Below are 24,340 nucleotides of genomic sequence, written 5' to 3' on the forward strand. Positions count from 1 at the left end.
CCCATGCACACTAACCAGCTCACACCGGACATGTTCGAGGTCAGGCATGACGGCGCGGTGGGAGGTATGGACTCCATCTTCCCCGATTGGGACCGGCACGACCGCTTCGGCATCGTGATCCATGAGGCGTGGGGAGCCATCGGAGCCAGCCTCTTGATTCAGGGCGCCGTGTCCGAGTTCTTCCGGGCACGCCGTGCGGCGGGAATCAAGGACATCTACCCCGAGATCTACGCGATTCACGTGGGTCGGGATTTCGGCGACCTCAGCATGTACGACTTCTGGCCGCACAACAAGGAGACGGTTGTCGAGAACAACCCGGCCAAGGTGCTGCAGGCGATCAACGACCGGGCGATCACGCGACTGGCCGTTCCGGCCGGCGAACGTAAGCGTTACGACCTGATCTGGCCCGAGGTGATCGCGGTCAAGGACCGCGTGCGGACCGTCATCGCCTACGACGCCAGCGGCAGGACGCCGGAAGCCGACATCGAGATCCATGCCACGTCGGACAAGGTCGAGCCGAACACGGTGCAGAGCCTGGACATTCTCACCCCCATCCAGGAGTACAAGGACTCGGAGCTCCCCGACCAGCGTCGCTGGATCGGTTACGTCAACGCTCGCCTCACAGCGGTCACGCCCGAGGAGACGCAGCGGGCCTTGGAAGCGCACCGCGCCAATCTCAAGGACGGTCTCCCGATCGAGACGTTCCTGAAGGCCGACGTCAAGTACGCCCTGGACCGGCTGGTGGCGTGAAGTAGGGGCCGCGGTGACATCGCGCGGCACGCAAACGCACATGACAAGGAAAGAATTCGCCGAGCACGGCGACATCGATCGGACCCCAGAAGGTCGATCACCAGGTCCGATATGTTGAAAGAAGGCGAGCGATGAGTTCCCCAATTGAGCTGCGTGTCGTCGATGTTGTCGCGGAGACCGTCGATGCCAAGTCTTTCGTCCTCGAACCGCCGGAGCCTACGAGCTACAGCCCCGGCCAGTTTTTGACGATAGCTGTCCCGTCCGAGGAGCAGGGCCTTGTCGCCCGTTGCTACTCCCTCGCGAGCGCCCCGCACGAGGGCGGCCTTCTGACGGTCACGGTCAAGCGCACACCCGGCGGTTACGCGTCGAATTGGCTGTGTGACAACGTCACCGTCGGTCAGGCCCTCAAGTCGCTGCCGCCCGGCGGCGTGTTCACCGCGGAATCGGTGGACGACGACCTTCTGTTGTTCGCCGGCGGAAGCGGTATCACGCCGGTCATCTCGCTGGCGAAGGAGACGCTGGCGCGTGGCTCCGGCTCGGTGGCGTTGTTCTACGCGAACCGCAGTGCCGACTCCGTCATCTTCGGATCGACGCTGGCGAAGCTGGTCGCCGAGTATCCGGATCGGTTCGCGATCACCAACTGGTTCGAGGACAGCCAAGGGCTTCCGACGGCGGCAGACATTCGCGCATTCGCGGAGCAGTTCACGGACCGCCACGCGATGATGTGCGGCCCGGCGCCCTTCATGCAGGCTGTCATGGACGTCCTGAAGTCCCTGGATTTCCCGCGGGAACGGCGCCGCCAGGAGAAGTTCGTCTCCCTGAGCGGCAACCCCTTCGAGATCAGCGCAGAGGTCGTCGATGCCGCCGACCTGGGGGCGACTGTCCCGGAGGGCGCCGGGTGTACGCGGGTCTCGGGTGAGATCGATGGCGCCGCGTTCGAGTTCGACGACTGGCGACCGGGAGTGCTCCTGCTCGACTTCCTGCTGGAGAAGGGCATCCCCGCTCCCTTCTCGTGCCGGCTTGGCGACTGCAGCGCTTGTGCGTGTCGGGTGATCGAGGGTGACGTAGAGATGGTCACGAACGAAGTGCTGGAGCCCGAGGACATCGAGGAGGGCATCCGCCTCGTCTGCCAGTCGTTGCCCGTTACCGAGCATCTCAAGATCAGCTTCAGCTGAGCTCGGTTCGCCTGTAGTCCTGCCGAATGTCAGCGCACTCGGCAGGACATGGCAGGCATGCCGAGATTTCTACTCTCGGGTTTAGAAAGGTGATGATCGACGGACGTTATTTGAACACCAGGCAGCGCATTTCTCGGGGAGTGCCGTTGGCTGCTCGTGCCTCTCGATGTAAGTGTCACGCTTCGCTCCTCGTTGACCGAAGCGACTAAATGCCGACCTGGCTACCTGATCGGCGATCTTTCCTTTGGTGAACGCGGCGCCCCTTCATTACGGTTGAGGGCGCTATTTTGCTTGCATTTTACTTTGCACGTTTTGCGTGGCGTGATGCCGCACGCGCCTGTGATTTCTGGGTCCAGGGCTTGGTGTGCGTGTGATGGATCAAGTGTCTGACGCGTCGGGGCTGGCAATGCTTCGTTAAATCGCTCGAACGTTATCTGTACGCGTCTTGACACTTATCGCTCACTCCCCGAGTGTACGAGAAACAGATTGACGCGTCGCCCAGAGCATTGGGCCGAAGACGCACTCGCCGGCGATGGCTGGTCAGCTCTCCGCTCATCCCACGCAGCCTTCAGGCCGCAGGCGCAGCCCTCAGGCCGCAGGATTCCCCCTCGAAAGGAACGTCGATGGCTACCACTGGTGAACCAATTGCCGTGGACCCTGGATCGTCTTCATCAGCGGCCACCGGAAAGCAGCTGCGGGGCAAGCTCGGAACCCGTGACCTGGTCTTTTCGGCGATAGCCCTGGCCGCACCTTTGAGTGCCACCACGGGGTACGTGTCCATCAATATCGCTTACGGCAACGGACTGGGCACGCCGACTACCTTCCTGGTGATCACCGTCGCCCTCGCCCTCTTTGCGGTCGCCTTCGGCGGGATGGCTCAGTACGTGGAGCGGCCCGGCTCCTTCTACGCCTACATCTGTGCGGGGCTGGGCAAGCCCGTCGGTCTGGGCGCCTCCTTCCTCACCCTCCTCGCGTACGCCGTCCTGTCTCTGGGCTTCTACGGCTACGCGGGCGTCGCAACCGCGGCGTTCGTCATCCGGGAGGGCGGTCCGGATGTGCAGTGGTGGGTGTGGTCGCTGTTCTTCTGGGCTGTGGTGGGAACTCTTGGATACCTCCGCATCGACATCTCGGCGAAGGTGCTCGGCGTTGCCCTGTTCGTCGAGGTGCTGGCCGTGCTGATCTTCGATGCGGTCGTCTTCGCCAAGGGAGGCCCCGAAGGAGTCTCCGCCACCGTCTTCACCCCGGACCAGTTCTTCTCCGGTCAGGTCGGCCTTGCCCTTGTCCTCGCGATCTTGTTCTTCGTCGGCTTCGAGTCGACCGCCATCTACCGCGACGAGACCTCGCAGCCCGGAAGGACCATCTCCCGGGCGTCCATCGTCTCCGTGGTCCTGATCGGCGTCTTCTACACGATCACTTCGTGGGCGGTCATCACCGGACTCGGTACCTCGCAGGCCGTCAAGGCCGTCAACGATGACCTGGCCGGTTCCTTCTTCACGGTGTCCGAGCGCTACATCGGCGCCGGCTTCAACGACGTCACGTCCGTGCTGTTGCTCACCAGCATCGCCGCCTCCCACCTGGGGCTGCAGAACATGATGAGTCGGTACGTGTTCAACCTCGCGAAGGACGGCATCCTCCCCAAGCCCCTCGCGTCGGTGCACGGACGTCACGACTCGCCCCACATCGCCTCTCTCACGACGAGCGGCGCCATGCTCCTGGGCGCTGGCGTCATGGCGGCCCTCGGAATGAAGGGTGAGGATGTCTACTCCTGGTTCGCCGGCGCGTCCTCGGCTCCGATCGCGTTCGCTCTGTCGCTCACCTCGCTCGCCGCGCTCGCCTTCTTCGCGCGGGTCCAGAGCTCTGCCGCGATCTGGCGGTACCGGATCTCCGCGGCCCTCGCCACGGCCTTCCTGCTGCTCTGCGTGACCATCGCGCTGATGAACCTGCCTTCCCTCATGGGTGGTTCGGCGGGGTTCCGCAACGGCACGCTGATCGGCTTCTCCGGGGTCTTCATCGTGGGAGTCGTCCTCGCTGTCGTGCTGCGGGCACGCCGCCCCGAGATCTACGCCCGGATCGGACGCGAGGAGGCGTAATAGGAGTTGGGCTTACGTACTCGCTTTAGTCGTCCTACGAGCCCCCGCCCGTGCGCCCGATGCTAACCCTTGGCATCGGGCGCACCGACGTATCGGCTGGTCCGAGTCGCGCTGCGCACTGTGGATCTTCAGCCGCGAGTGACACTCGTTCGGTCAGATGGCCAGGAGGAGAGACCGTCGCTGTGGGTGTAGAGCGGGTCGGCCGAGTCGAAGGGCACATCCTCGCGAGAGGCGGCGTGAGCCGGTGCGGCGGTCGCGACCCGTCACTTGCTGGAGCAGGGGGGTCGGCGGCTGGCGGTCATCCTGCCCGAGGAGGAGTACTCGGCGACCACGGAACGGCTTGCGAGCTGCCGCGACGTCATCGCGGATGCGGGCGCCGAGGTTCAGGTGAACGTGGTGCGGGCTTCGTACGACAAGTCGGTGGTGCACTGTGCCGGATTGCAGGAGCTGCTGAAGGACACTCAGATCGATGGAGTGTTCTGCACCACGGACTTTTTCGCGCCCTCTGTGTACCGGACGTTGCGGGCAGCCGGGTTGGCCATCCCGGACGATGTCATCGTGGTGGGCTTCGACGGTGACCGAACCTCATGGCTGCTCGACCCCATGTTGACCACCGTTGCACAGCCCCTGGAGCAGATGGGCAGGACCGCGATCGAGCTCCTGATGGCCGCGATCGACGGAGGAGCAGCCGATAGCCGAGGGATTGAGCTGCCCACCGAGCTCATTGTCCGGGGCTCTTCGATGAGGCAGTGAAGCCGCTCCTGGCTTCGTGTGCCGAAGGCCTTCCGAATTCCGGCCGGAGCCGGGACCGGATCTTCCTCGCATCCCTGCGGCGTACAGATAGTGTGACGGTACACTCGCTCATGTGACAAAACAGCCCCAGGGTCCGGACCGGGAAGGCGCAGCCGAGTCCCCGCGGTCAGCGTCGAAAGGTGCCGTCAGCGAGTCGGCCGGGGGTTCTCTGACCCTCGAGCGCGGTTTGCGCGTGCTCACGCTGCTGGGTGAGCGACCTCTGGGGCTGACGGTGTCCGCGATCTCTGAAGAGATGGGCACCCATCGAGCCGGCATCTACAGGCTCCTCAAGCCCTTGGAGGCGGCGAATCTCGTGGAGCGCCGGCCGGACGGGCGATACACGCTGGGTCTGGGGCTGCTCAACCTCGCGGCCAACGTGCGTTCCCGGTTGCAGGAAGTTGCCGCCCACGAATTGCAGGAGCTGGCCAACAAGCTCTCGTGCACGTGTGCCCTCACCATCCGTCTCGGCGAGGACGGGGTGGTGGCCATCGTCCAGGAGCCCGTCGTCTCCCGAATGCACATCGCCTACCGCCCTGGGCTTCGCCATCCACTCACACAAGCGGCCTCTGGCCTGGCCATTCTGGCTGGTGACATCCCTCGTCCCGGCGAGCGACCGGAGATCACGAAGGCGCGCGAAGTCGGCTACGCCGTGACTCGGGACGAACTCTTCACGGGGGCGAGCGGCGTAGCGGTCCCGGTCCTGGGGCCGGAAGGCAGGGCCACGGCGAGCGTCAGCGTGGTGTGGCTGGGAGTCAACCCCGACGAGAGCCGGGCGATCGAGGCGCTCCAGGCGTGTGCGGCGCGGATCATGGCCGCGCTGCCGAACGAGAACGGCGAGAGGTTGACCCAGCCCATTTCTCGGAAATGAGAGCGCAGGGTTCGCTGCCACGGGGGATGGCGTTGGTCCGAGCCGGTTTCGCATGACGATCTGCGTACGTTAAGTATCCGCCCTGTGCGCATATCGACCACAATTTGAACCCTGCTCCTGCTTCCTCCCTATGAAGAGGAGTGGCGCAGGTAGTCAAGAGGTGGCGCCCAAACCGGCGCCGAGGCCGCCGCTTGGACTCCTACTCCGCGACGAGCCTCCACCTGAATTCGAAGCACTTGCCCCACTCGGCCCTACTGCGTCTGCAGCACGAACAGTGCCAGCAGCGGCACGACGACGTACGCGCAGCGCCCAGCGACGCTGAGGTGACTTCGGAAACCGGCAACCTTGCCGCGTCAGCGGTGCGGGCTGCCGTCGCACACCTTGCGGCGCCTGACGGTGAGTCAGGTCGGTTCACGCGCCAGCGTGTTCGGCCCGACGAAGCTCACGCGGGCCGCGTACTGGAGGCAGGAACTCGATGAAGACTCGCACTAGTCTCGGGCTTGCGGCAGTCGCCTCGTGCGCTGCGTTGGTCACCGCGGTGGGGATCGGCAGGGACGGCGACGGTAAGTCCGCGCGGTCCGACTCAAAGCCCTCGAACGGACCATACGTCGCGCTCGGAGACTCCTACACGGCCGGGCCGAAAATACCCGCGCAGAATGGCAGGCCTGCGGGCTGCGACCGGTCCAGCCGGAACTATCCCGCGCTCGTCGCAGGCGAACTCGGCTTGAAGCCACATGAGTTCCGAGACATGAGCTGCAGCGGTGCCATCACCGACGACTTGTTCGCCCCGCAGTCCACGGGCAACGGAGTCAACCCAGCCCAGTTGTCCGCCGTGTCCGACGCGACCCAACTGATCACCCTGGGGATCGGCGGCAACGACATCGGATTCAGCTCGATGATCACCACGTGCGTCAAGGTGGGCGTCCGCTATCAGATAGAGACGAGGATCGGCGACTCGGAGACGAACGGCGCTCCGTGCCGGGACAAGTACGTCTCCGGTGACAGTGACGAGGTCCAGGCGAAGATCGAGGCAGCAGGCGGGCGGCTGTCCAGCGTACTTGACGACATCGAACGCCAGGCGCCCAAGGCGCGAGTCTACGTCGTGGGCTATCCGGCGATCCTGCCCGCCGACAGCAGCAGGTGCGCACGCGCGATGGGACTCGCGCCAGGTGACGTGAGATTCCTACGCGAGAAGGAACAGCAGCTCAACGCGATGCTGCGCAACAGCGCTCAGGCTGCCGGAGCGGTGTACGTCGACACCTATGCGTCCTCCATCGGACGGGACGCCTGCGCGGACCGGGACGTGCGCTGGGTCGAACCACTCATCCCGGAGTCCGCGGCGGCGCCGGTGCACCCCAACGAACGCGGTGAGCTCGGGATGGCCAGGGCCGTTCTGCGCGCGGTGGGCACGACGAGCTGACCCAGGTGCCGTGGGAACGGCAGAGCAGCACGGGAGCCGCCCGCATGTACTGCGGATTCAGTACCTGCTCCAGCGGATTCGGTAGGCGGCATTGCCAGTAGCTGCATGACGACGCAACAGGCCCTGACCAGCAAGGCTGGATGGGCAATCGAGAACGGACTTGGAGTTCGCTGACGTGGCAACTTTTCTGTATCGACTGGGCCGTATGGCCTTCCGGCGGCGAGGCTATGTCGCCCTGATGTGGGTGGCCCTCCTGGCCGCCGTGGGTCTGACTGCTCTGCAGGCGCCGGCAGCCTCCGACGAGGAATTCTCGATGCCTGGGATCGAATCCCAGAAGGCATTCGACCTCATGGAGCAACGTTTCCCTGGCGCGGCCGCCGACGGTGCCACCGCTCGGGTGGTGTTCGTCGCGCCCGATGGCCAGAAGGTCACCGCGACCGACAACCGGCAGGCGATCGAAGAAGCGGTCGACTCCCTGGCTGAGGGTTCGCAGGTGGCGGGCGTCGCGGACCCGTTCGAGTCGCAGGCGGTCAGTAAGGACGGCTCGACGGCGTACGCGACGGTGTCGTACAAGGTGACGTCCGACCAGGTCACCGACGCCAGCCGTACGGCGGTGGACAAGGCCGCCGACCAGGTGCGTGAGGCGGGCCTGACCGTCGAGACCGGCGGCTCGGCGATGGACAGTGGCGGCGGTCCGGGCGGGGTCGCCGAAATTATCGGCATCTCGGTGGCGGCGATCGTGCTGCTGTTCACCTTCGGCTCGCTGGCCGCCGCCGGGCTACCGCTGCTGACCGCGATCCTCGGCGTCGGCGTCAGCCTGTTCTCGATCCTGTCCCTGTCCGACGCGCTCGGGCTGTCCACGAGCACGGGCACGCTGGCGATGATGCTGGGGCTGGCCGTCGGCATCGACTATGCCCTCTTCGTAGTCTCCCGCTACCGCGAGGAACGCGCGAAGGGCCGGACGCCGGAGGAAGCGACCGGGCTGGCTGTCGGCACCGCCGGGTCGGCGGTCGTCTTCGCCGGGCTCACCGTGGTCATCGCTCTGGTCGGGCTGTCGGTGGTGGGTATCCCGATGCTGACCAAGATGGGCCTGGCCGCCGCCGGCGCGGTCGTCGTCGCCGTGCTGGTCGCGCTGACCGTCGTCCCGGCACTCCTCGGGTTCTGGCCGAACGCCGTGCTGACACGCCGGGCCCGCAAGGGAGCGAAGGAGGGGGAGGCCGCCGAGGTCCGTCGGCGAGCTGGGCGAGGCAGGCGGCTGCTGCCCTGGCGGAAGGCTCTGGCCCGGAAGAGCGCAGATGCCGAGGTCGTGCCTCCGCACAGCGCCTCGGTGGAGAAGCGCGACCGGGACAACATGGGCACTCGCTGGGCCCGCTTCGTACTGCGTCGCCCGCTCCCCGTACTCATCCTCGGCGTCGTGGGTCTCGGCGCACTCGCGATACCGATGACCTCCCTCCAGCTGGGCATGCCCGGCGACGAGGCCAAGCCCACCTCCACCACGGAACGCCGCGCCTACGATGCACTCGCCGAGGGTTTCGGCCCCGGCTTCAACGGGCCTCTGACCATCGTCGTGGACGCTCAGGGCTCTGCCGACGCGAAGGCTGCTGTGGCGACGATCAGCGAGAAGATCGGCGACACCGAGGGAATTGTCTCGGTCTCGCAGGCGCGCTTCAACGAGGCCGGCGACACCGCGGTGTTCATGGCCACGCCGTCCACCAGCCCCACCGACGAGAAGACCAAGACCCTCGTCAAGACCATCCGCGGTGAACGCGCCGCCATCGAGTCGGAGGCCGACGCGTCCTTCGAGGTCACCGGCACGACCGCGCTGAACATCGACATCGCCACCAAGGTCCAGTCGGCGCTGGTGCCGTATCTGATCGTGGTGGTCGGCCTGGCGATCGTCCTGCTGCTGGTGGTCTTCCGGTCGGTACTGGTGCCGATCAAGGCGGCGCTGGGCTTCCTGTTGTCGGTGCTGGCAGCGCTCGGCGTGGTCGTCCTGGTCTTCCAGCAGGGCCATGGTGCGAGCCTGTTCGGAGTGGAGCAGACTGGGCCGATCATGAGCCTCATGCCGATCTTCCTGGTCGGTATCGTCTTCGGCCTGGCCATGGACTACGAGGTCTTCCTCGTCGCCCGGATGCGGGAGTCCTACGTCCACGGAGAGTCGGCCAGGCAGGCGGTGGTCTCCGGGTTCCGTCACAGTGCCCGGGTGGTCGTGGCCGCCGCGCTGATCATGATCGCGGTCTTCGCCGGCTTCATCGGTGAGCACGACTCCATGATCAAGATGATCGGGTTCGGCCTGGCCTCCGCGGTGCTCTTCGACGCCTTTGTCGTGCGGATGGCGATCGTGCCCGCCGTTCTGGCCCTGCTCGGGGAGAAGGCCTGGTGGATGCCGAAGTGGCTGGACCGCATCCTGCCGCGGGTCGACGTCGAGGGCGAAGCTCTCAGCCGCCAGTCGGCCGAAAGCCGGGCCCCCGACCCGGACCCGACCCCGGAGGAGCCGGTCGAGGTGCGCGTCTGACCTCGACTCGTCTGTCCCCGGGCCGCCCGAGGCTCTGCCTCGGGCGGCCCACACGGCCGCCGCCCCCTTCATGGGCCACCATGGACCCAGTACTTCCAGCCGGAGAATCACGATGACGAGCAACATCGAGCGTTTTACGGAGCGTCATCCCCGCGTCGTGGACACGATGGCGATCCTGGCGCTGTTCGCCTGCACGGCGCTGGGTACCTCGCTCAGTGTCCCCGGGGCCGATCTTCCGCACGACGACCGGCTCGCCACGCTCCTGGCCGCGATCTCGTGCCTCGGTCTGCTGAAGGCGCGCAGCCACCCGCGCATCGCCGTCGCGGTGGCCACGTTCTGCACAGTGGCCACGGGGGCCATGGGCTACCTGCCCACACCTCTGCTGCTGGCGCCCCTCATGATGGCGCTGTACTGGCTTGCGGTCGGCACCGATTCCAAGATCGCTTACCGGTATGGGCTGGTGATCATGGCCATGGTGGTGATCACAGCAATCTTGGACAAGCCCAACAGTGACATGCTGCTGCTTCGGACCGTCGGTCCGGTGATGTGGCTGCTGCTGCCGCTGGTCGGTGGCAAAAACGCCCGCCTGCGCCATGACCATCTGGAGTCCGCACACGTGCGCGCCGCGCATGCCGAGCGCACTCGTGAGGAGGAGGCACGGCTGCGTGTGACCGAGGAGCGCATGCGGATTGCGCGTGAACTGCACGATGTGGTCGCCCACCATATGGCGGTAGCCCACGCGCAGGCCGGAACCGCCGCCCACCTTGCCCCCACTCATCCGGAACAAGCACAGAAGATCCTCGCAGACCTGGCCGGGACGACGTCCTCCGCCCTGTTGGAGCTGCAGGCCACGGTAGGGGTGCTACGCCACGCCGATGACCCGGAGGCCGACTCGCTGCAACCCGCTCCTGGCCTGGACCGACTGCCAGAACTGGTGACGGCGTGTGAGTCTGCCGGTCTCACTGTGACGGTCACGGCCGAGGGAGAGGTCCGGAGCCTGTCACCCGGGGTTGACCTCACGGCGTATCGGATCATCCAGGAGGCACTGACCAACGCCACGAAGCACGCTTCCGACCGCGCGGCCCATATCCGGCTCAGCTACTCGGACAGCTTCTTGAGCATCACTGTCACAAACGACGGCACCGCTGTCGCCCCGGCGGTCCCTGGTGGCGGGTACGGACTGATGGGTATGCGCGAGCGTGCCAACTCCGTAGGTGGCAACCTGCGCGCCGGGCCGCGCCCCGAGGGCGGCTTCGAAGTGGCCACTGCTCTGCCGATCCAGCCCCACCCCCAGGTGAACACCCTGGCCGACCGACAAGAGGCAACCCCTTGACCATCCGTGTCCTGCTCGCCGACGACCAGGCCCTGCTGCGGGGCACGTTCCGGCTCCTGATCGACTCCTGCGCCGACATGGAAGTCGTCGGCGAGGCCGGCGACGGCCAAGAGGCCATTGAGCTTGCCCGGACACATCGCCCAGATGTCGTCCTCATGGACATCCGCATGCCGGGCACGGACGGTCTGGCCGCCACGGCCGCGATCTGCGACGACCCCGAGCTGGCCACGACCCGCGTCCTCGTTCTGACCATGTTCGAGACCGAGGAGTACGTTGCCCAGGCACTGCGTGTCGGGGCGAGCGGCTTCCTGGGCAAGTACGTCACCACGGAAGCGCTGCTGACAGGGATCCGTACCGTCGCGGCCGGCGACGCCCTGCTGTCACCAGGAGCCACCCGGACCTTGATCAACCGTTTCCTCACCAGCACCTCGCCTGCGACCCTCATCGCGCCCGCGGAACGCCTAGGCGACCTCACTCCGCGCGAACGTGAAGTCACCACGCTGGTCGCCCGAGGACATTCCAACAACGACATTGCTGACCAGCTCGTCCTGAGCGTCCTGACCGTGCGCACCCACATTCAGCGTGCCTTGACCAAGCTGGGCGCCCGCGACCGTGCCCAGCTCGTGGTCATCGCCTACCAGACCGGCCTAGTGCGTGCTGAGCCGTCCAGCTTCTGATCTCGGCCTCCGGAGAGCAGTCACCGGGGCTTTCGTCGTGGACAGGCAGGATGGATCAGGCCGCGACGTTCTTTGCCCTCGACTTTGGCACCTCCACCTGCCCCACGGCCCGGTCGATCGTGATCTCAATGACCACGCAGTCCGGATCCGGACCCGGCGTTCGTCCGTAGCGCTGCCCGTAGCGCGTGACGGCGGCTTCGGCCACCGCCTCTGGGCGCGTGAGAACATGGTTCGGTCCGGGCCCAGCGGCGTTGTGGGAGCGGTGGCTGAAGCCAGCGGTGGGCTCGTGGAGCGACCGGGGCGGTGTGCGGCGGAGGTCCGGCTTCCCGGGGCAGCGGCGCGCGCGGGCGGACGGACTGCAGGCGTCGTGGCGGGGGCTGTGGCGTGATTGGTAGCGGGTGTGCAGGGAGTTGAGGTCGGCCAGGGCGCGTAGGCTGCCGGTGATGAGCTGGTGGGGCGTGTCGGAGAGGTCGATCAGCGCCCACAACTCATCGTCCACGATCCACGGTCGAGTACCCACACCCCACGAACTGTTACGAGCACTTGCACCCTGTCCTACGTGGTGAGGCGGACGAGGCACCTGCAGCAGCAGAGAGCGACGCCAAACCGAGAAGTGCTAGGTAGCTGCGGGGATTGCGTTCGTAGCGGGGACTGAGTCTGCGGTAGCCGGACAGCCACGACATGATTTGCTCGATGACCCAGCGGCGGCGCCCTAATAGCTTACTGGACTCGATACCCCTGCGCGCGATCCGCACTCCGATGCGCTTGCCGTGAAACCATTTCCGTAGATCGGCACGGTCGTAAGCCTTGTCCGCGTGTGGGTGCTGGGGCTTGAAGTACTACCGGCCGCGATCGGGGTCGTGTCTCCTTACGTTGTTCCTGGGTTTGGTTCCGGTCACTCGTAGGATCGGAAGGCCCAGGGATGCTGGGTGTGGCTGCGTGTCTCCAGCCCATTGGTGGCTTCAAACGATTGGCCGCCTGGCATCCCACGACGACTCGGCCACTCATTGGGATGCGCGGCAAAAGATCGCTTGGTAAGGACACGCTGGCGAGGTCGTCTGTTGGTACACGGGAACGACCTCGGAGGTGGCGGTGCCTGAGCTCTGGGCCGGTGTGGACGCGGGGAAGGCCGAGCATCACTGCGTAGTGATCGACGTCGGCGGCAAGCGGGAGCTGTCGCGGAGGATGGCCAACGATGAGAATGCATTGCTCAAACTGATCAGCGATGTACTGGAGTTGAGCGATGGCGAGCCGGTGACATGGGCGATCGACCTCAACGCCGGCGGGGCTGCCCTGATGATCGCGCTGTTGACCGACAACGGGCAGAAGGTCCTCTATATCCCCGGCCGCACTGTCCATCACGCCTCCGGTTCCTACCGGGGCGATGGGAAGACGGACGCGAAAGATGCCTTCGTCATTGCAGATCAGGCCCGCATGCGCCGTGATCTCCAGCCGGTGCACCGTGGCGACGACATCGCGGTCGACCTGCGGTTTCTCACCTCGCGTCGCTTGGACCTGGCCGCGGACCGCACGAGAACCATCAACCGGCTGCGAGCCCAGATGCTGGAGTACTTCCCGGCTCTGGAACGGGCCTTCGACTACAAGGAGTCGAAGGCGTCCTTGCTGCTGTTGACGGCATACCAGACCCCGGCTGCACTGCGTCGGATGGGGAAGAACCGGCTCGCGACCTGGTTGAAGAACCGCAACGTCCGCAACTCCCAGCTGGTTGCTGCCACCGCGATCAAGGCCGCCGAGGCCCAGCACACCGCCGTGGCCGGAGAGAAGGTGGCAGCCTCAGTGGTGGCCAAGCTCGCGCGGGAAGTGACTGCCCTCGATGCGGAGATCGCCGAGACCGACGGCCTGATCGAGAAACGGTTCCGCGATCACCCGCATGCCGAAGCCATCTTGAGCATGCCCGGCATCGGCCCTGTTTTGGGCGCTGAATTCATCGCCTATACCGCCGGAGACATGAGCGTCTTCGGGAGTCCCGACCGCCTTGCCGGTGTCGCCGGCCTGGCCCCGGTCCCGAAGGACTCGGGACGGATCAGCGGGAACATGCGCCGCCCGCGACGCTACTGCCGAAGGCTGCTGCGGGTGTTCTACATGTCGGCCATGGTTGCCGCCCGGTGTTGTCCTGTCTCAAAAGCGTTCTACGAGCGAAAGAGGGCCGACGGCAAGAGCCACAAGCAGGCCATCATCGCCCTCGCGCGACGACGCCTGAACGTCATATGGGCACTCATACGCGATGGCCGTACCTTCGAAATCGTCGCACCCCCGCCCCCTTGTCACGAAGGACTGAAACGCTCACAGCGTGTCACCAGCCAGGCTTGACAACCGCTGTGAGTCTTCATGTGGCTGGTTCGGGACCGGCTGGCAGGGTTGACGTCGGTCGCCTCGTCGTAGTCGTGACTCGTGACAAAAGTGGCCCCCGAAGGGTGCCTTGCCTATGAACTGTCCGACTGCGGCGGGCGGCCGGCGCCGACCCGGCCCACCTCGGTGGCCTGATAAGAAGCCTGCCCGGCCCCAAAGGGGCCGTGGCCCGTCACAGTTCTGCCTCGAAGTGACCTCTCCCGGGCACGGCGCCGGTCCGCAGCGACCGGGACCACCGCCTCACGGAGAGGAAGCCTGATCGCGTGAACACCATTGTCGCCCTCACGCATTCATTCGTCATCGGCGTCGACACCCACGCCAAAACGCACACCTACGCCGTGCTCGCCTCCAATGGTCAGCACCTGGGCACGGAGGCATTCCCCAACACCCACGCCGGCAGGGCACGAGCCATCAGCTGGGCCGGACGACGCACCGGTGGAGACCTCGGTGCTCTGTGGGTGATCGAGGGTGCGGGCAGTTACGGAGCCCAGATCGCCCGCCAGACAGTACGCGCCGGCTACCAGGTGGTTGAAGCCGCCAGAATGGGCCGCGCCGGCCGCCGTGGCATCGGCAAGTCCGACCCGATCGACGCCCGGCGGATAGCAGCTGCCGTGCTTCCGCTCCCCGAAGAACAGCTGCGCACTCCACGAATGGACGAGGGGGTGCGGGCAGCGGCACAGATCCTCCTCACTTCCCGGGACGGGCTCACCAGCGAGCGGACCAGGGCGGTGAACGCCTTGACTGCCCTGGTGCGCATCGCCGACCTCGGCATAGACGCCCGTCGTCCCCTCGGTGCCAGGCAGATCGGCGAAATCGCCCGCTGGCGCCCCCGTGAGGAGGACCTCGCCGCCACAACGGCCCGCACCGAGGCCGTCCGTCTGGCCAAGAGGATTCTCGCCCTTGACACGGAAATCGCGGACAACATGAACCGGATAGGCGAGCTCGTCGACGCCAGCCCTGCGGCCGGCCTCCCCGAGGAAACAGGGATCGGCCCCGTCACCGCTGCCACCGTCCTGGTCGCCTGGTCCCACCCGGGACGGGTCCGTGACGAGGCCGCGTTCGCCGCCCTCGCCGGAGTGAGCCCCATCCCCGCCTCCTCGGGCAACACCACCCGCCACCGCCTCAATCGCGGCGGCGACAGGCGTCTCAACCGAGCTCTGAACGTCATCGCGATGGTCCGCATGGTGCACCACCCGCAAACCCGCGCCTACGTCGACCGACGGCGAACCGAAGGCAAGACCGACCGCGAGATCCGCCGATGCCTCAAGCGCTACCTCGCCCGACGCCTCTACCGTCATCTCAACAACGCCGCCGCGGCTGAATTGGGGGTTGACGGGACATAGAAGCTTCATTGGGAATCGTTTGGTGACCCTCGACCATGGGCTTCAGCCCTCCGCTGTCGTGGGTGTTGCAGGCCGAGACGCCAGCGAAGAGGGGCAGTCCGTTCGCGTCCGAGAGGACGTGCATCTTGGAACCCGGCTTACTGTGGTCCACGCTCTCGGAATTGTGTGTTCGCCCCGCTTTTGGCGCGGACGTGGGCGGCGTCGAGGTCGATGGGGGAGACGTCGATGAGGTCGGCGTCGTCGAGCTGGTGCAGCACGGCCTCGTGGAGGCGCCCCCAGAGACCGGCTCTCGACCAGATCAGGAAACGGCGGTGAGCCGTCGACTTTGATATGCCGAAATAGGGCGGCAGCTGACTCCAGGCGCAGCCACTGACGAGAACGTAGATGATCGCCTCGAACAGCGTCTCATCAGGCGTGTCCTGCGTTCCGCCGGCCCCCGGCCGCACTCGAAATGGCGGGATCAGCGGCTCCGCGATCTCCCGCAGCCCATCCGGAACAATCCAACTCCACGTACCCCGCCCCATGCTCGGAACAGCGACGCCTCACCACGCAGGGCACGGTCTTAGAGGGTGAAAGCGGTATAGGTGCCGACTGTGAGGCCGGAGAAGGTGATGAGGGCGAGGCTTGAGGCAAGCGAACGCTGTGTGTATCCCGATGCCAAGAGCGATCGCCAACGGGGTCGTGGCGGGGGCGAGCAGTGCTGGAGGCAAGGCAATCTCTGCCGCGATGACGGCGGTTGCGATCAGCTGCCACAGTCGTACGTCGCGCTCGGCAAGGTTGCCCAAGTGGCGGCGGATGAACCCGGGCACGGCGAATTGTCGGCGGTACGGGAGTTGTTCTCTGACGTGTGTGAGGACGTGGACCCACTGGGCGAGGTACAGCCCGCTACGGAATTGCGGTGAACGAAGCTTCTGCCAGGCACTGTTCCAGTAGATGTCTGTGGTGATCAGCACGAGGAGGCATTGGGCCCAGGTGTTGGCGGTGCTCGGAGTGTGCTCGATGGCCAGTCCGTGACCGAGATCGCCTGCAACCAGGAGACAGCCGCCGGTCAACAGGGTGTAGCGCACCGCATTGGGGCTCCGGAGGTAGAGCAGCTCCATGGCGGCTCCGGCCAGGACTACGAACAGAGACAGCCGCGGTAGCAGCCCGGCAGTGAGGGCGATAGCGGCAGCCGTCCGGATGACGAGCGCCGGCCGGTACGAAGCCGCGAGGAGGCGGGCTCGGCCAGGACCGAACCGCTGCTCCGCGAGGTGGAGGCTGAGCGATCCGGGGATGAGCCGCTCCCAGCCGCCTTGTCCGATGGACAGCGCGAAGCGCAGGCTGCAGACGGTGCCGAAGATGATCCGGAACAGTTGAAGGCGCCCCGGGTCCGTCGGGTACTGAAAGCCGGAGGTGACGGCGTCAAAGAACCACACGGCTGTTCGTCACCTCCAGCCGCCTTTCGCCTGCTGCCGACAGGAGGCGGCCGGAGCCGTCGATCCGGTCGTACTGGCCGCTGCTGGTCAGGGAGTTGATGACCGCCTGGAGCTGGGGCGGGCCGAGGAGGAAACTACCTGGTGACAGGTGTCGGTAGACGTTGACTGGCTCGGTGCGGCCGTCTTTGGTGCCGGTTAGGGTGACGACGGTGAAGGTGGCCCGACAGAACATTTTCCAGCGCAGCCAGCGGCCGGGCAGGCGCGTGAATCCGGTGAGCATCCACACCACCAGGACACCGGTGACGGCGAGTTGGAGAGCGGACACTACCGATGCGGACATGACTGAGCCTCCAGGAACGGGAGGGTGATGAGGGACGCCTCAGCGGGTGGGCGTGGGGGTCAGCGTTCGGGGTTGGCCGGCCGCTGCATGAGCGCGGCCGTGGCTTCCTCGATGCTGATCTTGCCGTGCAGGAGTGCAGCGATGGCCTCGGCGATCGGCATCTCGACACCATGGGTGCGGGCCAGTTCGAGGATCGCTTCAGCCGATTTGACGCCTTCGGTGGTCTGTTGGGTCGCGGCGGTTGCTTCGTCGACGCTCATGCCCTGGCCGAGGTGGGTGCCGAAGGTGCGGTTGCGGGACAGGGGAGAGGTGCAGGTCGCGATCAGGTCGCCGCTGCCGGACAGGCCAGCGAGGGTTTCGGGGTGTGCGCCGAGGGCGGTGGCGAGCCGGGTCGTCTCTGCGAGACCGCGGGCGATGAGGATGGCTTCGGCGTTGTGGCCGAGGCGCATGCCGTGGGCGATGCCGGTGGCCAGGGCGATGACGTTCTTGACCGCGCCGCCGAGTTCGCAGCCGATCACATCGGTGCTGGTGTAGGGGCGGAAGTACGAGGTGTGGCAGGCCATCTGGAAGCGGCGCGCGGTGGCTTCGTCGGGGCAGGCCACGGTCGCGGCGGCGGGCTGCCCGGCCATGATCTCGCGGGCGAGGTTGGCCCGGACAGTACGGCGATCCGCTCCGCGCCCAGACCGGTCACCTCGGCGATGACCTCGCTGGCCCGCTTCCTGGTGTCCCGTTCTATGCCTTTCATGAGCGAGACGATCACAGTGCCGGGGCCAATATGCGGTGTCCAGTCGGCGAGGCTCGTGCGCAGGGACTGGGCGGGGATGGACAGCACGAGGTAGTCGGCGCCGTCCAGCGCGGCTGCCGGGTCGGTGGTGGCCGTGAGCGTGGCGGGCAGGTCGACGTCCGGGAAGTATCCGGGGTTGCGGCGCGTCGTGTTGATCGCGTCGGCGATCTCGCTGCGGCGGGCGTGCACGGTGACGATGGTGCCGGGGTCGGCAAGGATCTTCGCGGCGGCGGTACCCCAGGATCCGGCCGAGAACACGGCCGCGCGGGCGGGGGGCTGGCTCACTGCGAGGTCCTTTCGCTGGTCAGGGGGGGGCGTCCGACGGGCACCGTCCGGGCTGGGGCATCGTATCGGGCCTCGGAGGCTGATCGCCTTGTCATGGGCGGCGCAGGGTCAGCAGGACCGCGCGGCGGTCGGGGAGCACGGGGAGTCTGGTGCGGGCCTCGTGCAGCATGTTCGCGGCTTGCTCTGCGCCGAGCTCATGCTCCAGGTCGTCGGCGTGGTCGATCCACAGCCGGTACAACCGCGTCCACATAGCGGGTTCTGCCAGTCGCTCGTCGACGTGTTTCACGACGAGCGCGGCATCGCGAGCCTGCTGTTCCCAGAGCGGCTCGGCGCCCCGCCGTGCTGCGCGGGTGACCACGAGCCGGTCTCCAGGCGCCAGGATTCGGGCGAGTTCGCGCAGGGCGTGGCCGCGGTTGGCGGCGAACGAGAGGGCATCCACGCACACCACCCCGTGCGCGCTGCCGGTGTCGATGCCGTGGGCGAGTTTTCCGGCAAGGGTGGAGAGCTGGTCCGCTGGGGTGTAGGCGGAGGCGCGGATGGCCTAGGCGGGATGGTTCATGCTGGAACCGGCCCAGAGGGGCCAGATGTCGAGGAGTTGGGAGTCGTGGGCGGCGAAAGCGTCGAACTGGACGCCGACCTCGCCTTGTTCGGTGTTCCAACGCATCCAGCGTCTGTCTACGGTGGGCGGCCAGCCGACGTCCGCGAGCGGCCGGACGGCACTTGGTGACGGTCGTCTCGATGGGGCTGCCGAGGGCGCTGTCCTGGGCGTCTCCGGCGGCGAGGGCGGACAGCAGGGCGCCGAGGACCGGGGCGGGGACGGTGGGGGTGAGGGTCATGTGCCACATGCGTTCGCTGACTGGGCTCTCGTAGGCAGCCAGCTTCCAGGTTGCGTCGCGGGGGCCGGCGTCGTGGTCGAAGGATGCGCCGGGTCAGTGACTCGTGGTGGGCGATGGTGGTGTTGTCGTACCAGGTGCGGTACTTCTCCCAGTGGTCGTTGGCGTTGAGGAAGGTGTTGAAGACGGCTTCGTGGTCGCCGGGGTCGGCGGCATAGGCGGGTACCCGCTTGACCACCGGCGCGACGGTGTCGGTCGGGTCCGTGTCGAGCGGGGCGAGGCTGGTGCGGCGTGGGCGATGTGGCGTTCGGTGTCGGTGAGGGGTGCGGGTCCGGGGCGTACGTCCTTGCCGTGAGCCTGTTCGAAGGCGTTCACGGCCTGGGCCGGTGAGGCGAGGGCGTGGGTGATGCGACGCAGGTGGCCCTCGCCGTACAGGTGGACGCTCTTGCCGGTGTCGCGGTAGGTGCCGACGGCCACGGTGTTCCAGCTGGTCTCGGTGTGGGCGTGGGCGTGGATAACGAGCCGTCCGTCGTGGATGGCCTCGTGGATCTTCTGGGCCTGGTCCGAGCATTCGCGGATCTCGTCACGGCTGAGGCCGGGCGCGGGGTAGTTGATCCAGGTCCACTCCTCATCGATGGCTTCCCGCAGTCCGGGGGCGATGTCGGTGGTGATGCCTTCGGCGTGCAGGGCGTGGGTGGCCTTCTCGGCCCAGTACGGCTCCTCGCGGTCGATCCGGACCAGGACCATGACGCGCTCGTCGAGGGAGTCGAAGCCGCGCGCGGCCAGGAGCGCCTGGGCGGTGCGGCGGTGGCTGCCGGTGAGGCGGGCGACGGCGGCGGTGGGGTGGGCGGGATGGGCGTCGAGGAGGACTTGGGCGTCGAGGCGGAAAGGGGCGTCGGGAGGAATACCAGGCTTGGAGACGTGGACTCGTTTCGGGGCCGGGCCCGGCTGTACGGGTGGCCGGGCCCGGCAGTGGGGTCATCGGTGGGTGCGAGGGCTGAGCAGGGCTGGCTGGGGCGGCGGGCTGGTAGCACGGGGTGGTTGCCCGCGGCGTGCCGGCGTGACTTCGGCGGGAGCGTGCTGGGGTGCGGTGGCGCGCGTCCAGCGGGTACGCAGGGAGCCCAGGTCGGCCAGGGCCCGGCGGCTTCCGGTGATGAGCTGGTGAGGGGTGTTGGCCAGGTCGTCGGTGTAGGTGGTGATCCGTGCGGCGACCGTCTGAGCGCGGGCGAGGAGAGCGCGCTGGAGGATCTTCTCGCCCCAGTACTCGGGGGAGCCGGCGGGCGTGGAGACCAGGGCCATCAGGTCTTTGGGGGTGAGGGTGCCGGTGAGCAGACCGCGGTGCTGGGCCTCGCCGAGGACGGTGACCGGGTCGACCATGCCGCCGCGGTGGACCAGTGCCGTGATGGCCTGCCAGAGCGCGGCGTGCAGTGGCAGCAGGAAGTCCGCCTCGGTCAGCCACCGCATGTGCGGGACCTCCGCCGGGTAGGCGGTGGCGGTCGCAAGGAGGAGACGTTCTTCGTCGAGGTCCTCCTCGCTGGCCTGGCGTGGGACCTCCGGCGGGAGTGCGGTACGGGGGAAGGAGCCGGGGTGCGGGGCGAACTGTTCGGCGAGGGAGTCTAGGACGCGGCCGATGTCGTCGGTCATGCCGAGCACCGATGCGACCGGGTTGGGCAGGCCCGGGTCGGACGCGGTGGACGCGAGGCGCTCGGCGTGGGCGCACAGAACCCTGCGGGCCTTGTCGGCGCGGATCATCCGGGCGTACGCCGCGGCGTGCTTGGGATGCGGGCAGAACTGGATGAGGGCGTGCAGGTAGGAGGCGTTCAGGCCGGGCGCGTGCGGACGCGCGTGGTTCAGGACTGTGTTGAGCCAGGCGGTGTCCTTGGCGTGGTCGGCGGGGTCGGGTGGTGGGAGCGTGCGGATCGCGGTGAACAGCATCGCGTGGGTGTGGCTGTTGAAGTGCTGGGCGATCAGCGGCTCGGTGTCGGCCAGACGTGCCGGTTCGAGGAGGAGGGCGCCGAGCAGGGCCTGCTCGGCGTAGTGAACCGGCTTCGGCGTCGGTGCGCGGTCGAGGTCGTCGTCCTCGTCAGGGTCGGGAATGTGGGGCATCAGGCGGCGAGGGTGAAGTCGTCGGGATTGAAGGGCTTTCCGAGGTGCGGGGCGAGGAGGTGGGCGGCCAGGCGCGGGGGGACGGCGTTGCCGATCTGCGAGAAGGTCTGGCCCTTGTTGCCCTGCCACGGGTAGTCGGCGGGGAAGCTCTGCAGCACGCCCGCCTCCCGGGCGGTGATCTTGATCGGGGCCGGTGTTGCTGCTTGCGCACCGTCCGGGTGGCTGGTCGCGGCATCGGGAATCCACACGCATTCGTTGGCCCGGTGGCCGAAGAACAGGGTGCCGGCGGGCTCGTCGGCCCGGCGCACGGTGGCGTTGGTCTGGTTGTTGCTGCGCAGTGACCATGACCAGCGGTGTGCCTCGGCGGTGCAGGTGGGGGCCAGGGCATCTGCGGGACGGCTCTCGGGGGCACCGAGCCGAGCGGCCGAGCCGGAGCCCTCCCGGCGGGAGGCCAGGACGCTCCCGGACTCGGGGCAGGGCCTCCAGGCGCCGCGCTCGCGGGCGTCGTTGAGGGTCCTGCGGGAGCCGGACGGGAAGGGCTCGGGGCCGCCTCCCGGCCCGCCGCCCGCGCACACTGTGGGCACGGGACGGTCGGTGGCGCCCCAGCCGAGGGCTTCGGCCATGGAGACCCAGCGGGCGCGGCCGGGCCCGAACAGCGATTCCGGTTCGGCGGACTGGGCGTGGGTGGGTGGCGGAGGTGCGGCGGTGCGGACGCGGGAGGCGAGCAGGATCGCCCGGCGCCTGGTCTGGGGGACGCCGTAGTCGGCGGCGTTGAGGATGCCGGTCCACACGGAGAATCCCCAGGTCCGCAGGATGGCCGCGTACTGCCGCCACAGGGGCAGGACGTCGGGGACTTCCTCCATGAGTACCCACTCGGGCGCGCCCACCGAGTTGAGGGCGTGCAGGTAGCGCATGGGTTCGGCGGCGAGGAGCGAGCGTTCGTCCGTGCACGCGCCGAGCAGCTGCGCGCGGGTGTCGTGACCGGTGGCGAGGTCGGCGACGGCCTGGTGGACGAGCGGCTGGTCGAGCAGACCGAGGCGTTTGCCCGCCATGCTCCATGCCTGGCAGGGAGGGGAGGCGATCAGCCCGAGGATCCGGCCGGAGAAGGTCCACGCCGGGTAGGCGGCGACATCGGTGCGTATCGTCAACTGCCCTGCCCGTGCGCGGGTTTTACAGGCCCACTCGTCCCACTCCAGGCCGAGGTCCCGCGCGCCGAGGACGGTGAGGGCGTGGCTCCAGCCGCCGGGCCCGGCGAACAGGTCGAGGATGATCCGCCTCAAGAAGCCAGCCCGAAGTCGTCCTGCACCGGCTCCTGTCCAGCCTCGCCCCGGCAGGCCCAGGGAGAACAGCCGTCCACCACACCGTTCTCCAGCTCCTCGGCCACGGCGGCCTGGCCGTCGAGCTCCTGCTGGCGCGCTGCCCACTCGGCGGCCGTGACATGATCGATCGGGGTCTCATCGAGCGGCACGCGGGAGCGGTGCAGGAACGCCTCGCCGAGCAGCCGGTTCCCGGAGGCGTTGGCGCGGGCGTTGCCCTGGCGGATGGCCGCGTCGAATGCCACCACGTCCGCCCATTCGTCCGGGCTTGTGTCCCGGATAATTCTCCACTGCTGATTTCCGTGAAATGGGCAAGTTATTGAGAATTGAGACAGGGGTGTGACCTTTCAACTGGTGATGGAAGGCAAGGCAGAGCCTCGCGATCAAGGTGGTGGCGGATTCCCGTGTGTCCTTGGTGAACGTGCGACTAGGTTTGCGGGGTGACTGACACCGCCTACCTCGCCGGGGTCCGGGAGTCGTACGACACCGTGGCCGCCGACTACGCAGCAAGCATCAAGGCACCTGCCGAACTGGATCCGCTGTCGCGGGCGATGCTGGCCGCGTTCGCCGAACTCGTGCAGGCAACCGGTCGCGGACCGGTCGCAGACGTGGGGTGTGGTCCTGGCAAGGTGACAGCGCACCTGACCGACCTAGGGCTGTCGGCCTTCGGTATCGACGTGTCGCCGAAGATGATCGAACTGGCCCGTGAGGCTTATCCCCACCTGCGGTTTTCCGTGGGCTCCATGACTGCGTTGGAGATCGGCGACGACGATCTCGGCGGCATTCTGGCCTACTACTCGACCCACCACACGCCGCCGGAGTTGCTGCCGGTCGTGTTCGCCGAGTTCCACCGCACCCTGGCCCCTGGGGGTCACCTCATGCTCGTCTGCCGTGTTGGGAAAGATGAGTATCTGCGTCGAACCGTTGCTTATGGCGATCATCCGGCGCCCTTCGAGTCCTATCGGCTGCCAGCGGATCGCATCTCAGAACTACTGCAGCAAGCCGGGCTTGTTGTCACCGCGCAACTGGCGCAGACTCCCGGCCAAGGAGTGAAGGGAACGATCGCCAGCTTCATGGTCCACAAGCCGGAATAGCCTGGGTCGGCGACCTCCCGTCCCCGGTCAGGTTGTGGAGGGGGGACCCCCTGGTGTCGTGGTGATGCTGTTCGTGAGGCGGGTCAGGGGGTGGTTTCGTAAGCGGGAGCGGGCAACGTTTGTCGACGGTTCTTGGCAGCACTTAGCGATCAAGTGGCTCAGAAATGTCGATGAGAACTGACAACGCTGGAATGGCTGAGCGACCGTGGCAGCGGATGTGTCATTGAGGGATCGGGCCCTCCGGACGTCTTGAGTCAGAAGCTGATCGGGGGGAAGCCCCGGTTGGCGTTTTGCGTCAGCCCCAGTTGTGATCTCCGGTGAAGCCATCGATGGACTCGCGCAGGATGTCGGCATGACCGGCGTGCCGGGCAACTTCTTCGAGCATGTGGATCAGTGCCCAGCGCAGTGAAACGGTGGCGCCGTCGAAGAACGCGAAGGCGGTGCCTGTGGCGTCGATGTCGAGGCTCCCGATCGCCTCGTCGGCGGCAGCCCGGGCGCGGGCATAGAAGTCCATGATGTCTTTGGTCGGCTCGTCAGCAGCCACGTGCCAGTCGGACGCCTCGTCGCCTTCGACTTGGAAGGGAAGAGGAGGGCACTCGCGGCCGAACGTCAGGCAGAACCAGCCGAGTTCGGCGCCGGCCAGGTGCTTGAGCAGCCCGATCAGGCTTGTGCCCGATGGAGTCACCGGGCGGCGTAGTTGGTCGTCGTCGAGGCCCTCGAGTTTCCATAGGACCGCATCGCGGTGTCGGTCTAGGGCGGTGTGCAGGCTTTCCTTCTCGCCGCCGGTGAACGGCACGTGCTTGACCATGCCCAGACCCTAGTGGTTGGGAGGTT

General features: G+C 67.1%; 21 protein-coding genes and 5 pseudogenes. 12 read left to right on the plus strand and 14 right to left on the minus strand.

All coding sequences use genetic code 11. The features are described from left to right. The first annotated feature begins 3 nt into the window (after nt 1–3). The 9 genes and pseudogenes from ABZ887_RS01135 to ABZ887_RS01175 all read left to right on the plus strand — a co-directional run bounded on the left by ABZ887_RS01135 (nt 4) and on the right by ABZ887_RS01175 (nt 11,620). Entirely contained in the window at nt 4–750 is a 747-nt protein-coding gene (locus ABZ887_RS01135; RefSeq protein WP_361281519.1) for a hypothetical protein, read from the plus strand. Nucleotides 751–881: 131 nt separating this feature from the next. Further along, nucleotides 882–1,925, plus strand: coding sequence for a ferredoxin--NADP reductase (locus ABZ887_RS01140; RefSeq protein ID WP_361281522.1), 1,044 nt, complete (start codon nt 882–884; stop codon nt 1,923–1,925). Nucleotides 1,926–2,698: 773 nt separating this feature from the next. Next, a complete protein-coding gene (locus ABZ887_RS01145; RefSeq protein WP_361281525.1) occupies nt 2,699–4,015 on the plus strand; it encodes an APC family permease in 1,317 nt (438 codons plus the stop codon). 264 nt (nt 4,016–4,279) lie between these two features. Further along, nucleotides 4,280–4,768: pseudogene (locus tag ABZ887_RS01150) on the plus strand (LacI family DNA-binding transcriptional regulator); the annotation flags it as partial. 112 nt (nt 4,769–4,880) lie between these two features. Then, nucleotides 4,881–5,675 carry a helix-turn-helix domain-containing protein gene (locus ABZ887_RS01155; protein WP_361281527.1) on the plus strand — a complete coding sequence of 265 codons (795 nt, stop codon included), beginning with the start codon at nt 4,881–4,883 and terminating at the stop codon, nt 5,673–5,675. A gap of 475 nt (nt 5,676–6,150) precedes the next feature. After that, nucleotides 6,151–7,095 carry an SGNH/GDSL hydrolase family protein gene (locus ABZ887_RS01160; RefSeq protein ID WP_361281529.1) on the plus strand — a complete coding sequence of 315 codons (945 nt, stop codon included), beginning with the start codon at nt 6,151–6,153 and terminating at the stop codon, nt 7,093–7,095. A 175-nt stretch (nt 7,096–7,270) separates the two neighbouring features. Then, on the plus strand, nt 7,271–9,610 hold the full coding sequence (locus ABZ887_RS01165) for an MMPL family transporter (RefSeq protein WP_361281531.1): 2,340 nt from the start codon (nt 7,271–7,273) through the stop codon (nt 9,608–9,610). 112 nt (nt 9,611–9,722) lie between these two features. Beyond that, a complete protein-coding gene (locus ABZ887_RS01170) occupies nt 9,723–10,943 on the plus strand; it encodes a sensor histidine kinase (protein WP_361281533.1) in 1,221 nt (406 codons plus the stop codon). After that, a complete protein-coding gene (locus ABZ887_RS01175) occupies nt 10,940–11,620 on the plus strand; it encodes a response regulator transcription factor (RefSeq protein WP_361281535.1) in 681 nt (226 codons plus the stop codon). The genes ABZ887_RS01170 and ABZ887_RS01175 overlap by 4 nt, the downstream gene beginning before the upstream one ends. A gap of 55 nt (nt 11,621–11,675) precedes the next feature. Here ABZ887_RS01175 and ABZ887_RS01180 read toward each other — a convergent pair whose 3' ends face one another. After that, on the minus strand, nt 11,676–12,119 hold the full coding sequence (locus tag ABZ887_RS01180; RefSeq protein WP_361281537.1) for a hypothetical protein: 444 nt from the start codon (nt 12,117–12,119) through the stop codon (nt 11,676–11,678). Nucleotides 12,120–12,175: 56 nt separating this feature from the next. Then, nucleotides 12,176–12,387, minus strand: a pseudogene (locus ABZ887_RS01185) (transposase); the annotation flags it as partial. A gap of 319 nt (nt 12,388–12,706) precedes the next feature. Between ABZ887_RS01185 and ABZ887_RS01190 the strand changes: the two are divergent. Both ABZ887_RS01190 and ABZ887_RS01195 read left to right on the plus strand, forming a co-directional pair. Continuing rightward, on the plus strand, nt 12,707–13,951 hold the full coding sequence (locus ABZ887_RS01190; protein ID WP_361281539.1) for an IS110 family transposase: 1,245 nt from the start codon (nt 12,707–12,709) through the stop codon (nt 13,949–13,951). 302 nt (nt 13,952–14,253) lie between these two features. Then, nucleotides 14,254–15,333 carry an IS110 family transposase gene (locus tag ABZ887_RS01195; protein ID WP_361281541.1) on the plus strand — a complete coding sequence of 360 codons (1,080 nt, stop codon included), beginning with the start codon at nt 14,254–14,256 and terminating at the stop codon, nt 15,331–15,333. A gap of 16 nt (nt 15,334–15,349) precedes the next feature. On the opposite strand, the pseudogene ABZ887_RS01200 reads toward ABZ887_RS01195, so the two are convergent. The 11 genes and pseudogenes from ABZ887_RS01200 to ABZ887_RS01250 all read right to left on the minus strand — a co-directional run. Continuing rightward, nucleotides 15,350–15,857 (minus strand): annotated as a pseudogene (locus ABZ887_RS01200) (transposase); the annotation flags it as partial. A gap of 18 nt (nt 15,858–15,875) precedes the next feature. After that, nucleotides 15,876–16,748: a hypothetical protein gene (locus ABZ887_RS01205; protein WP_361281543.1), complete on the minus strand. Its 873-nt coding sequence runs from the start codon at nt 16,746–16,748 to the stop codon at nt 15,876–15,878. Continuing rightward, a complete protein-coding gene (locus ABZ887_RS01210; RefSeq protein ID WP_361281545.1) occupies nt 16,735–17,088 on the minus strand; it encodes a hypothetical protein in 354 nt (117 codons plus the stop codon). The genes ABZ887_RS01205 and ABZ887_RS01210 overlap by 14 nt, the downstream gene beginning before the upstream one ends. A gap of 59 nt (nt 17,089–17,147) precedes the next feature. Beyond that, nucleotides 17,148–18,157: pseudogene (locus ABZ887_RS01215) on the minus strand (NAD(P)H-dependent glycerol-3-phosphate dehydrogenase). A gap of 91 nt (nt 18,158–18,248) precedes the next feature. Next, nucleotides 18,249–18,596: a hypothetical protein gene (locus ABZ887_RS01220; protein ID WP_361281547.1), complete on the minus strand. Its 348-nt coding sequence runs from the start codon at nt 18,594–18,596 to the stop codon at nt 18,249–18,251. A 102-nt stretch (nt 18,597–18,698) separates the two neighbouring features. Beyond that, complete coding sequence (locus ABZ887_RS01225; protein ID WP_361281549.1) at nt 18,699–18,821, minus strand: hypothetical protein; 123 nt, start codon at nt 18,819–18,821, stop codon at nt 18,699–18,701. A gap of 118 nt (nt 18,822–18,939) precedes the next feature. After that, nucleotides 18,940–19,062, minus strand: a pseudogene (locus ABZ887_RS01230) (DUF317 domain-containing protein); the annotation flags it as partial. Between the two features lie 24 nt (nt 19,063–19,086). Then, complete coding sequence (locus tag ABZ887_RS01235; RefSeq protein ID WP_361281551.1) at nt 19,087–19,737, minus strand: hypothetical protein; 651 nt, start codon at nt 19,735–19,737, stop codon at nt 19,087–19,089. A gap of 231 nt (nt 19,738–19,968) precedes the next feature. Next, nucleotides 19,969–21,096, minus strand: a complete 1,128-nt coding sequence (locus ABZ887_RS01240; protein ID WP_361281553.1) for a DnaB-like helicase N-terminal domain-containing protein — start codon at nt 21,094–21,096, stop codon at nt 19,969–19,971. Continuing rightward, the gene (locus ABZ887_RS01245) at nt 21,096–22,367 is read right to left on the minus strand and encodes a DNA cytosine methyltransferase (RefSeq protein ID WP_361282402.1); all 1,272 of its coding nucleotides are present in this window, start codon (nt 22,365–22,367) and stop codon (nt 21,096–21,098) included. The genes ABZ887_RS01240 and ABZ887_RS01245 overlap by 1 nt, the downstream gene beginning before the upstream one ends. 5 nt (nt 22,368–22,372) lie before the next feature. Beyond that, entirely contained in the window at nt 22,373–22,660 is a 288-nt protein-coding gene (locus tag ABZ887_RS01250) for a hypothetical protein (RefSeq protein ID WP_361281555.1), read from the minus strand. Between the two features lie 192 nt (nt 22,661–22,852). Here ABZ887_RS01250 and ABZ887_RS01255 point away from each other — a divergent pair, with 192 nt between their 5' ends. Continuing rightward, nucleotides 22,853–23,506: a class I SAM-dependent methyltransferase gene (locus tag ABZ887_RS01255; protein WP_361281557.1), complete on the plus strand. Its 654-nt coding sequence runs from the start codon at nt 22,853–22,855 to the stop codon at nt 23,504–23,506. 295 nt (nt 23,507–23,801) lie between these two features. Here ABZ887_RS01255 and ABZ887_RS01260 read toward each other — a convergent pair whose 3' ends face one another. Then, entirely contained in the window at nt 23,802–24,314 is a 513-nt protein-coding gene (locus ABZ887_RS01260) for a DinB family protein (RefSeq protein ID WP_361281559.1), read from the minus strand. Nucleotides 24,315–24,340: the final 26 nt, after the last annotated feature.

Source organism: Streptomyces sp. NPDC047061 (genome assembly GCF_040643955.1).
In the GTDB taxonomy this organism is placed as follows: Bacteria; Actinomycetota; Actinomycetes; order Streptomycetales; family Streptomycetaceae; genus Streptomyces.